We start from the raw sequence: 11,508 nt of genomic DNA on the forward strand, positions 1-11,508 counted from the left end.
TAACTTTTAGCCTAACATAAGCGCTTTTTTATTAAAATACGCCTGCAATAAATTTTCTCTTTTTTCCGCATTTCAGCTTAAATTCATACTTTTTAGGCTTTATTTTGAATAAATTTAAAACTTTTTTATATTTCGGATAATAAACGTAAGAACAGTGGGTTAGCTTAACTTACGAGTGTAGCTTTGCGGTTGTTTACAATTTGTCAACCTTGAATTGCCATGCTCATTACCTTAACCTTTATTTTAATTGAACGTTCAATCAATAAAAAATTATGCCGAAAGTTGGAATGGAACCTGTTCGTCGTCAGCAGTTAATTGACGCCACAATAGAGTCGGTTGCAGAGCTTGGTTTGCAAGGCACCACCATAAATAGCATTAGTAAAAAGGCAGGCTTATCGTCTGGCATTATCAGTCATTATTTTGGTGGTAAGCAGGGCTTAATTGAAGCCACTGTGCGTTATTTATTGACCAGCTTAAAGCAAGCACTTTTGAATCAAGTAACGCCACAAACTAGTCCAGAGCAACGATTAATGTTTATCGTTGAAGCAAACTTTTCGCGTATTCAGCAGCAAAGCAATAACACCAAAACTTGGTTGAGCTTTTGGGCGCATTCAATGCACGACGCCCAGTTGCATCGCTTACAAAACGTAAATAGTAAACGTTTATTTAGTAACTTATTAAGCTCATTCAAACAGTTAATGAGCGATAGCGATGCCAATTTAGCTGCTGAGCTAAGTGCAGCCATGATCGATGGTTTATGGCTAAGAGCCGTATTAAGTAAGTCAGACCAAGATCAATTCGAAAATTGTGAGCGTTTAGCCAAAGACTACATTCGTTCACTGATAAAACAGTATGGAGCCTAAAATGACCACACCTGTTTACGAAAATTTTATTAATGGCCATTTTTTAAAGAATCAAACTGGCGATACCTTTGCAGTTAAGAATCCTGCAACGGATGAAGTGATTTATCACGTTGAAATTGCTGATGAGTTTATTCAAAACGCGGCAATCGAAAGCGCAAAACAAGGGTTTGCAGCATGGTCTGCAATGACGCCAATTGAGCGTAGCCGTATTTTATTAAAAGCCGTGGCAATCTTACGCGATCGTAACGATGAACTGGCTAAAGTAGAAGTACTTGATACGGGTAAGCCTTGGCAAGAAGCCGAGTGTGTCGATGTTGAAACTGGCGCCGATGTTATTGAATATTTTGCTGGCCTTGCTCCTGCGCAAGTGGGTCAGCAACAAATGGTTGGCAATGATTTTTACTACACACGTAAAGAGCCTTTAGGTATCTGTGCCGGTATTGGTGCATGGAACTACCCACTACAAATTGCTTGTTGGAAATCAGGCCCAGCACTGGCTGCAGGTAATGCGGTTATTTTCAAACCTTCTGAAGAAACACCACTTGGTGCAATTAAACTTTCAGAGATTTTCATCGAAGCGGGTGTACCTGCTGGCGTATTCAACGTTGTGCAAGGCGCTGCTGAAGTAGGGCAATGGTTAACAGCAAACCCAAATATTGAAAAAGTGTCTTTCACTGGTGAAGTAGGCACAGGCAAAAAAGTAATGGCAAGCGCTGCTGGTTCACTTAAAGATGTGACCATGGAGCTTGGTGGTAAGTCACCGTTATTAGTATTTGATGATGCCGATGTATCACAAGCTGTTAGTGCGGCAATGTTAGGTAATTTTTATACGCAAGGCGAAATCTGCACTAACTGTACACGCATTTATGTGCATAAAAATGTTTATCAGCAGTTTATTGATGAGCTGAAAACACGCACTGAGCAAAATATTATTGCTGGCGACCCAATGGATCCTGAGGTGAATTTAGGGGCGCTTATCTCTAAAAAACACCAAGAGCTAGTACTTGGCTATATCGATAAAGGTATTCAAGAAGGCGCAACCTTATTAACCGGCGGTAAGGCACTATCACCAGTATCTGCGCCAAACGGCTACTTTGTGGAACCGACCGTTTTTGTCGACTGTAAAGATGACATGACCATAGTTAAAGAAGAGATCTTTGGCCCGGTAATGAGCGTGTTGGTGTTTGATGATGAAGATGACGTTATTCAGCGTGCAAACGATACGCACCTAGGCTTAGCCGCAGGCGTGTTCACTAAAGATATTCAGCGTGCACACCGCGTTATCCACCAGTTACAAGCCGGTATTTGTTGGATAAACAGCTATGGTAATTCACCTGCAGAAATGCCAGTAGGTGGTTACAAGCAATCAGGTATCGGCCGTGAAAACGGTATCGAAACTTTAGATCACTATACCCAAACTAAATCGATTTATGTGGGTATGAGCAATATAGAGAGTCCATTTTAATGAGTACACAGAACTATGATTACATCATAGTCGGTGCTGGCTCTGCAGGCTGCGTGTTGGCAAACCGACTATCAGCAGACCCTTCGAATAAGGTGTTATTACTTGAAACGGGTGGTAGTGATAAAAGCATTTTTATAAAGATGCCTACCGCGCTATCAATCCCAATGAATACTGACAAATATGCATGGCAATTTCATACCGAGCCAGAGCCATATTTAGATAACCGTCAAATGCACTGCCCACGAGGTAAGGTGTTAGGTGGCTCATCATCGATTAACGGCATGGTCTATGTACGTGGTCATGCCAAAGATTTTGATGAGTGGCAGCAACACGGCGCTAATGGTTGGGATTATCAAGCATGTTTACCGTACTTTAAACGTGCGGAATCATTCTACTTAGGTGGTAACAGTTACCGTGGCGATAACGGCCCATTAGGGGTTAATAACGGTAATGAAATGGCTAACCCGCTTTATAAAGCCTTTATCAAAGCGGGCCAACAAGCAGGTTATGCGCAAACTGATGACTACAATGCAGCCCAGCAAGAAGGTTTTGGGCCAATGCATATGACGGTAAAAGACGGCGTAAGAAGCTCTGCTAGCCGTGAGTATTTAGACCCAGTTAAGTCACGTAAAAACCTAACGCTAATCACCGGTGCCTTAGCTGAAAAAGTTCTGCTAGAAGGCAAAAAAGCCGTTGGTGTTGAGTTTTCAGTGTCTGGCTCTAAGCAGCAAGCATTTGCAGCAAAAGACGTTATTTTAAGTGCGGGCCCAATTGGCTCACCGCATATTCTGCAATTATCAGGTATTGGTGATAAAGATATCCTGAGCGAAGCGGGGGTTGAGGTTAAACATCACTTACCAGGTGTTGGTCAAAACTTACAAGATCACTTGGAGTTTTACTTCCAATATAAGTGTAAGCAACCAATTACTTTAAACGGCAAATTAGGCCTTGTTTCAAAAGGGCTAATTGGCGCTCGTTGGCTATTAAACCGCTCAGGTTTAGGGGCGACGAACCATTTTGAATCATGTGCATTTATTCGCTCAAAACCGGGTGTTGAATGGCCAGATATTCAGTATCACTTTTTACCAGCTGCAATTCGTTATGACGGTAAAAGTGCCTTTGATGGTCATGGCTTCCAAGTTCATGTTGGGCATAACAAACCAAAAAGCCGTGGTGCAGTAACGATTAAGTCGGCGGATCCACAGGTTGCACCTAAGATCCAATTTAACTACTTACAGCACCAAGATGACATTGAAGGCTTTAGAGCTTGTGTACGTTTAACTCGTGAGATTATCGAACAAAATGCGTTTGATGAGTATCGCGATGGTGAAATTCAACCCGGTAAAGATATTCAAAGCGATGAAGAAATCGATGCGTTTGTTCGTCAAGCGGTTGAGAGTGCTTACCATCCGTCATGTTCGTGCAAGATGGGTGAAGATGAGATGGCCGTGGTTAACTCGCAAACTCAAGTGCACGGTATCGAAGGTTTACGGGTTGTAGATTCATCTATTTTCCCAACCGTTCCTAACGGTAATTTAAATGCACCAACCATTATGGTGGCAGAAAAAGCGGCGGACCACATTTTAGGTAAGCCTGTGTTATCGGCATCAACTGCAGATGTTGCCATGGAAAAACAATGGCAATCAACGCAGCGTAGTTCGGAGATCTAATAAGGCCACCCGCAGTTTCGGCTGTGGGGCTTGCAGTGGCGCGCATCACGAGTTGTTTGTGATGCGTTAATGCGAGGAATAAAACTGGAGAAACAATGAAGTATTATTACTTATTTTGGGGGGGGAACTATGACCTTTTGGCTTAGTGCTGGCATCATTTTTACCCTGTTAGCAATTGCGGTTATTTTATTTAAATGGGGCACGGTAAGGTGTGTTGGCGTCACACCGGTTAGAACGTTTACGTTCATTGCAATTTTATTTACATCGGGCCTAGATGTTGGCTTGATTATGTTTCCACTGACAGAGTTTGCAGGTTATGCAGACATAAAAGCAAGCCCAGAGTATGCGTTTGCCAATCCATTAGCCATCGAGTTTGGTTTTTGGGGCTTCTTGATCTGGGGATTTTATTTCCTTACGTGCTTTTATTTCTGCGTAATAGAACCTAAAGTAAAATTCTTTGAAATTGCTTGGGTAAAACTAATTAATAACATCGTTATTATTGGCACATGCGCATTTACTGCATTTTTACTGCTGTCGAATTTACCTTGGTATTTACCGTCGCTTGGTGATGGTGAGTCAATTATTCCGACATTCTACTTAATGGTGTTTGCAGCGATTTGTTTTGCTGTGTATTCGAGCACAGACATTAAGTATGTACGCTTTTTAAGTATTTCTACTACTTGGTTATTTATCGCTTTAATCGCATTTATGTGGTTCGGTGCCTTTGTGGGTTCTGATGCACAAACATCAGCATTTGTTGATAACCTTGCGTTAATTGGCAGCTACTTTGGCAACATCAATGAGTTTGTATTACCACTGAATGATTACCATGCCTTCTACCTGTTTTGGTGGTTTGCTTGGAGCATCATGATTGGTCAATTTACTTCGCGCTTTGTGGGTGGCTTAAAAACTTACCAAGTGCTGGCGGCTATGTTGATTTTCCCGTCTATTCCAATCGCTATCTGGTTTAGTGTTTTGTATCAATATCATGAAGCGGGTATTGCAACAGCAGGCCTGAAAAACATCGCTATGGTGTTTGTTGGTGTGGTGTTTGTGATCAACTCACTTGATTCTTTGATCCGTTTATACACAGATAACCTAAACTTAACGGTGAAGCGTTTAGGTAAATTTAATTACATTGCCTTAAATGTGGTGGCGCTTTCATTATTAACCCTGCTGTTTAAGTTCGACTTTTTACAGATCCAATGGGTTGGTGCGCTCGTTATCGCGTTATTTTTCGGCTGTGCTGTGTTTATTGGCTACAGCAAGTTAAAAACAGTGAAAAATATCGAAGGCTCACCAAAAGACAACAAATTAGATTACACAAAAATAGAAACAGTTAGCTAAGGGAAACCAACATGACAACAAGACAAACAGTATTAGCAGCAGCGTTGCCATTGGCATTACTATCGACATCAGCTATGGCTGACTTATCGACTACGGTTACATTGGCTTCAGATTACACCTTTAATGGTGTAAGCCAAACCATGAATGACCCCGCGATTCAGGGGAGCTTAGATTATGCCTTTGCAGATTCAGGTATGTATGTAGGTACTTGGGCTTCAAATGTAGATTTTGGCGATGACACAGACATCGAGTGGGATGCGTATTTTGGTAACTATGCTGAGTTAACTGACGCTCTTAGTATTGATTATGGTATTGCTTACTACTCATACCACGGTGAAGATTACTCAAGCGATGGTAATTATTTTGAGACTTATGCAAAGTTTGGCTATACCAATAGCCTAGGTTTTACAGAACTTAACTTCTGGTACGCTTGGGATTACTTCGGTACCGATGCTGGGCATGTGATTTCTATGCTTGCCCATACCTTTGAAATTGCCCCAAATCATGCAATTCGTGCCAGTTTTGATGTATCTAACTCATTAGATGGCAATAAGTTTGCTTGGGATGGTAATGATAAGTCATACAACCATTATCGTTTAGCCTATCAAACAAGCTTTGCAGGTTTTGATTTTGAGCTTGCAGGAGAAAATACCAGCCTTGACTGGGATACCGCAGATGAGCGCATTGTCGCGTCTATTTCACGTAGCTTTGATTTATAAGTAGCGTTTTGCTAGCGCAGCTTTAATAAAAACGGCTAACCTTTGTTAGCCGTTTTTTTATGCTTAGAATATGGGTATTAAATCTCTTCGCCTTCGTGCTGCATCGCTAAATCATCAAGCTCAGCAAGGGTGTAATCAAAGCCACTGGTATCGACTTCGTAGCGTATTTTCACGCCATAACCACCTTGGCAAAGACTCGCAGTGACTTTAGCCACTGACCAATGTTTAAGCTTGTTTAAAAACCGATTAGCGGTTTGCTGTGAGTCAAAGCGATAACTGACTTGCGATTCCATCTCTTTTCTAGCCTAAATTTTTTCGAGAGTGTATGAAATTGCTCTGTTTAAATCAATTGCTCATTGAAAAACGCCAATGTGCGTTGCCATGAAAGCTCCGCCTGTTTTTCATCATAACGAGATGTAGAGTCGTTATGAAAACCATGATTTGCTTGTTCATACATGTGCATCGTGTAAGGCACTTGATGCGCTTTTAAGTCGCTCTCATATTCTGGCCAAGTTGCATTAACGCGGTTATCAAACTCAGCTAAGTGTACTAGCAGTGGGGCTTTGATATTTTGTCTCAGCTCTTTAACAGCCGGAGTGCCGTAATAGGGTACGCCCGCATTAATTAGTTTGCTATCAACTGCAGCTAGGTAGTTAACCATATAACCACCAAAGCAAAAGCCTACCGCACCGAGTTTACCGTTACTATTTGGGTGTCTTTTTATGTATTCAGCTGCGGCGATAAAGTCTTGTTGGATTTTTTCTTTATCCATAGAGCGCTGCATTGCGCGGCCTTCATCATCATTACCAGGATAGCCACCAAGAGGGTGCAATGCATCTGGCGCAAAGGCAATAAAACCGGCTTTGGCAAGGCGGCGAGCAACATCTTTAATATAAGGGTTTAAGCCTCTGTTTTCGTGGATCACTAATACTATTGGGAGCTTGCCCGTTAAATTAGCGGGTTCGACTAAATAGCCTTTACCTTCGCCGTGACCTTTAAACGAATCAAAGGTTTTATAACTGGCTTTAATATCAGGGTCATTAAAGGATACTTGCTCAGCTAATGCGTAGTTCGGTAGTAAAGCGCTACTTAGCATTGCCATTGAATAGCCAAGGGCAGCTAAGCCACCCAGCTTTTTCATAAAGGTGCGACGGTCCATTAAGCCATGTGCGTATTCATCGTACCAATCGAAAGCTTCTTGGGGAATGTGGTTATGGCGTTGCTCAGTCATACTTATATCCTTTAAAAACGAGTTAGGTTTATAACTTTAGCTGAAATATCAGCGATTAACAGCCAGTTGTTTTGTTTGCATTACTACGTCCATAAAGCGGCGTTGCCAAATAGCCTTAAAGGCTTTGTTAAATAGGTATAAAAATATTAGCGGCATTAATAACAGCTTTAAAATCAGCAGTGACAAGATATTCAAAAAGTCGATAAATAAGTCTTCGACGGCAGCCACCATGTTGCTAATACCAGAGGTGACGGTATCGATAATTTTACTCACCTGCGACGATTGGTCTTGATTGAGTGATGCGTTAAGGTTTTCTAGTTGCTTGTTTAAGGCGTCTTTGTCTAGGTTCAGCTGTCTTTGCTGGTTTAGTACCGCATTAAACTGCGCTGTTAATTGCTGCTTTTTATCAAGTAATGGCTTGGCTTGTTCAAGCTCAGTAAAGGTCAGTCGCTCAGACAAGCTGCGGGTTGCTTGAATCGCTTCTATTTGGGCTTCGACCTCTGCTAAATCACCTTTGAGCTCAGTGGCTCGCTGGTGGTTCTTAATCTGCTGCTCATTTAATAGCGAGAGCTTGTCGAAGATGGTTTGTTTTTCACTATCGACCTCGGCTTTTAGCTTGGCTGATAGGGCAGAGGTGTTATTTGCACTACTATTCACCGTCTCGACTTTTTCGCTTACGATTTCACTTTGCTGGTTTATTTGCTCATCTAAGAATACTTGGCTCACGAGGCCTGTTGTAAGCACCACAGCAGGCACTAAAAAGCGAATTAAAATAAGACTCGCCATAATTTTATGACGTAAGTTGGGTAAGAAGTTACGCCATTCACAAATAAAGTATGCGACAACCGAAACTGTAAAGAGACTGCTAAAAATAACCCCAGAAGAAATGGTGTATAAAATGCGTTGTAAAAATAACGAGCCTATAGCTAAGCGCATAGCATCCGACATGTATTCAGCTAGGTCATTTACTGGGTCGAGTAGTTGTGCAGGTTGAATACTCGCAATACCAATGCCCACTTCGGCTGATTGCAATAGCGAAATAGCAGCGTTAACTGTACGTGATGAAGCGTACACTAGGGTTGATTGTACTAGGGCGCTGTCGATAAAGCGCATAATGAAATGGTTATAATGCTCTAGCCAACAAAGAAGTAGCAGTATTGTAAGAGATAAATACTTGATAATATGTTGTTTAGTTAGCATAACGCCCCCGACAGTTAGTACGCTTCTTCACGCTACACTATTCATAGCTGTTGAAGCAATCTAATAGGATTGAATTATTTTTCCGATTAACTGTCTATGAATTGCTATTAACCGCTTTAGAGGAAATATGAAAGAACCTGCATCAATTGGCCAGTGCTGTATTGAAGATTTAGATCCCGTGCAAGACTTAGGTCGCTTAGTCTCTTACTTACGTTCAAACCTAGTGACTCATCTTGATGATGCTTTAGAGGATAAAGAGCTAACGTCGGCTCAGTACATTGTGGTTGTGCTACTTGCGCGCGGTAAAGTAAATACCTTGGCTGAGCTTTGTGAGCACATGGTGTATGACCGTGGTGCCATGAGTCGATTACTTTCTCGTTTAGAAGACAAGGGCTTAGTTGCTAAAAAGCAGTCAGTTGAAGATCGCCGTTCAACTCTTTTATGCCTGACTGAAAAAGGCCAACAGCTTTACCCAGAAATTTTACCTACTGTAAATGATATCTATCGCAAAGCACTCACAGGCTTCTCTGATGATGAGCAAGAGCAACTCGCAAGCTTATTGTTTAGAGCAATTCATAATTTAAAAGCATAAATTTCTCTAAGCGGTACATTGTCGCTGTAGACGCATTTTGATAATATAGTTGCCTAGGCATTTAATTTTAACAAGTCCGGGTTGTTATGTTTGAATCATCTTTGCTTGCGCAGCTTCACGCTCAATTTCCAGCTCATCAATTTAGCCCCGAAGGTTTGTCGGTTGTTCACACAGGCCGCTTTGCCAATGCCATTGTTTATCGTTATAAAGACGCGAAATTTGATTTAATTATTAAAGATTTTCAGCACAGCCCATGGTGGGTGAGAAAAACCATCGCGCCGCTTTTTATCAATCAAGAGTACAAGGGGCTGGCACGCCTGCAAGATGTAGACGGAGTGGTCGATAACTTTTGTCGTTTGTCATCAATTGCTATTGCTTATGATTTTATTGAAGGCACGCCACTTCGCCAGCTTGCCTTGCAACAGCAGCATTTACCGAGTGAGTTCTTTAAAGAATTTGAGCGTTTGGTAGCAAAAATGCATCGCCGCGGCGTGGTGCACCTCGACTTACGTAATTTAGGTAATGTTATTTGTTCAAAAGACGGCAAGCCTTACATTATTGATTTTCAGTCAGCGATTCGCTTTGCACGCTTTCCTCGCTGGTTACAGCGTTTTATGCGTGGTGCCGATATGAGTGGGGTTTATAAAGCATGGCATAAGTTAGCCAAAGACTCGTTACCGCAAGCAAAGGCTGATTATTTGCACGACTTTAATCATGTGCGTAAGCGTTGGATTTTTAAAGGTTATCCGATTCAACGTGCCTATTTATGGTGTAGCGGGGCTGTAACTCAGATTCTTAATTCTGAATTTGTTCGCAGTATATTAGATAGATTGTAAAAAGCGCGCTTGCACGCGCTTAGTGGGGAGAACTAGTATTTAGGCCAACCATTCGCATCCCAATTCAGGGTGCTGATGAGCAATTTAGGGGTACCATTATCACCTGCATCATAGGCATGACGAACAATCACATCGGTATTTAAAATGTCTTGTCCACCTGGACCTACCCATTGGCTATTACCCGCATCAAGAATGCTCCCGCCGCTGGCTAACATGTCGGTACCATTTTTATCTAGGTATGGGCCGCGGATGTCACTAGAGCGACCATACGCAATATGGTAAGTACTATTCGTGCCATCACAGCATTTGCCAACTGAAACAAACAAATAGTAATAGCCTTGGCGATACACTATGGTAGGTGCTTCGATGCCACCAGAGCGACTTGCTAAAGAGTAGATTTGACCAAATGGTTTCATGGTCATTGGGTTAATACGCGTTAGTTTAATACCCGAATTCCATGAGCCAAAGGCAAGCCAAGGTGCTCCATCTTTTGCTACCACGAGATCGGGGTCAATGGCGTTATAATTATTGCTATTGGTCGTGTTAATTACTAAACCATCATCACGCCAATCACCGGCTGCCACACTACTTGCTGAGGTAAGGCCAATAGCGCTAACACGTGAACCAAAGGTCGAAATCGAATAATAAAGCCAGCTACGACCATTGTAGCTTTTTAATTCAGGCGCCCAGACATCAATTCCATCATGATCTGGCACATAGTTACTCCACCAGCTTAAACCATTTGAGAAAATTGGTTGCGCATCATTCCAATCTACACCGTTGCTTGAATATTTACCGTAAATACCAGGGCCTGTTTGAAAAACCCACCAAGTGCCATTTTCATAGCCAAGTGTTGGATCGTGGGTGACTAAATTACCTGTAAGTGGCCAGTGGTCTGCAGCGCCATTAGTTGTGGATGGATCCCAAGGGGTTGATTCAACATTAGCAAGCTTGGTTAGCTGCCACTGCTGTGCATCGCTGCCGTTATAGCTCCACTGGCTAATATTTGCGCCATCGTTGCCATCAAAAGCATATAGGTCAAGAGCCTTACCACTGTGATCGTTAATAAAGCTGTAATAACCGCTACCTTCCTCATTAATTTGCCAGTGTTGGCTGGCAAGATTAGCGTACTCATATTGCACCACATTGCCGCCATCGGCGGTCGAGAAGTCAAACACCTCTAGGGCTTTACCACTATTTAAGTTAATAACCGAATAGTTGCTGCCACCTATGTTGGTGATTAACCAGCGCTGGGTGTCGTGATTAGTGTCAGCCCACTGACTAACATTTGCACCGTCGTTGGTTTGCGCGCTGGCTACTTCAACAAACTTAGCACTGTACTTTGATTTAATGGTGTATACGCCATTATCAATCGCATAAGCACTGGGCAGAATGAGGGTTGTTGCCAAGCTGAGTGCAGCTAGGGCTTTTTTTGAAAGTATCATTGTGTCTCCAAATCATTGTTATTGAGCTTTCCTTGTGTGTTTTGCTCCTTGGATGAGTTTTGATCTACAGCTACTAACTCAGTTAAGAGTATTGGTGCAAATGAAAACTATTTATAATACTTTATTATATTATTACTTTT

General features: G+C 42.1%; 11 protein-coding genes. 7 read left to right on the forward strand and 4 right to left on the reverse strand.

The window, feature by feature from the left end; translation table 11 throughout:
• The first annotated feature begins 272 nt into the window (after nt 1–272).
• From betI to J8Z28_RS04690, 5 genes are all read left to right on the forward strand, one after another.
• Entirely contained in the window at nt 273–863 is a 591-nt protein-coding gene (gene betI, locus J8Z28_RS04670; protein ID WP_055020667.1) for a transcriptional regulator BetI, read from the forward strand.
• Nucleotide 864: 1 nt separating this feature from the next.
• A complete protein-coding gene (gene betB / locus J8Z28_RS04675) occupies nt 865–2,328 on the forward strand; it encodes a betaine-aldehyde dehydrogenase (RefSeq protein WP_250659985.1) in 1,464 nt (487 codons plus the stop codon).
• A complete protein-coding gene (gene betA / locus J8Z28_RS04680) occupies nt 2,328–3,998 on the forward strand; it encodes a choline dehydrogenase (RefSeq protein WP_055197897.1) in 1,671 nt (556 codons plus the stop codon). The genes betB and betA overlap by 1 nt, the downstream gene beginning before the upstream one ends.
• A 129-nt stretch (nt 3,999–4,127) precedes the next feature.
• Complete coding sequence (locus tag J8Z28_RS04685; protein WP_054562275.1) at nt 4,128–5,345, forward strand: choline transporter; 1,218 nt, start codon at nt 4,128–4,130, stop codon at nt 5,343–5,345.
• Between the two features lie 11 nt (nt 5,346–5,356).
• Nucleotides 5,357–6,064 carry a TorF family putative porin gene (locus J8Z28_RS04690; protein ID WP_055020669.1) on the forward strand — a complete coding sequence of 236 codons (708 nt, stop codon included), beginning with the start codon at nt 5,357–5,359 and terminating at the stop codon, nt 6,062–6,064.
• Nucleotides 6,065–6,141: 77 nt separating this feature from the next.
• Here the strand turns inward: J8Z28_RS04690 and J8Z28_RS04695 are convergent, their stop codons facing one another.
• From J8Z28_RS04695 to J8Z28_RS04705, 3 genes are read right to left on the reverse strand one after another with little or no spacing between them, the layout of a single operon-like run.
• The gene (locus J8Z28_RS04695; protein ID WP_054562273.1) at nt 6,142–6,357 is read right to left on the reverse strand and encodes a hypothetical protein; all 216 of its coding nucleotides are present in this window, start codon (nt 6,355–6,357) and stop codon (nt 6,142–6,144) included.
• Nucleotides 6,358–6,404: 47 nt separating this feature from the next.
• Nucleotides 6,405–7,295, reverse strand: a complete 891-nt coding sequence (locus tag J8Z28_RS04700; protein WP_054562272.1) for a dienelactone hydrolase family protein — start codon at nt 7,293–7,295, stop codon at nt 6,405–6,407.
• A gap of 48 nt (nt 7,296–7,343) precedes the next feature.
• On the reverse strand, nt 7,344–8,495 hold the full coding sequence (locus J8Z28_RS04705) for a hypothetical protein (RefSeq protein WP_054562271.1): 1,152 nt from the start codon (nt 8,493–8,495) through the stop codon (nt 7,344–7,346).
• A 127-nt stretch (nt 8,496–8,622) separates the two neighbouring features.
• On the opposite strand from J8Z28_RS04705, the gene J8Z28_RS04710 reads away from it, so the two are divergent.
• Together J8Z28_RS04710 and J8Z28_RS04715 are read left to right on the forward strand one after the other, a co-directional pair.
• A complete protein-coding gene (locus tag J8Z28_RS04710) occupies nt 8,623–9,087 on the forward strand; it encodes a MarR family winged helix-turn-helix transcriptional regulator (protein WP_054562270.1) in 465 nt (154 codons plus the stop codon).
• 86 nt (nt 9,088–9,173) lie between these two features.
• On the forward strand, nt 9,174–9,923 hold the full coding sequence (locus J8Z28_RS04715) for an RIO1 family regulatory kinase/ATPase domain-containing protein (RefSeq protein ID WP_054562269.1): 750 nt from the start codon (nt 9,174–9,176) through the stop codon (nt 9,921–9,923).
• A gap of 32 nt (nt 9,924–9,955) precedes the next feature.
• Here the strand turns inward: J8Z28_RS04715 and J8Z28_RS21840 are convergent, their stop codons facing one another.
• Nucleotides 9,956–11,368, reverse strand: a complete 1,413-nt coding sequence (locus J8Z28_RS21840) for a family 43 glycosylhydrolase (RefSeq protein ID WP_284693433.1) — start codon at nt 11,366–11,368, stop codon at nt 9,956–9,958.
• Between the last annotated feature and the right edge of the window lie 140 nt (nt 11,369–11,508).

Source organism: Pseudoalteromonas sp. SCSIO 43088 (genome assembly GCF_023650795.1).
Taxonomy (GTDB): Bacteria; Pseudomonadota; Gammaproteobacteria; order Enterobacterales; family Alteromonadaceae; genus Pseudoalteromonas; species Pseudoalteromonas shioyasakiensis.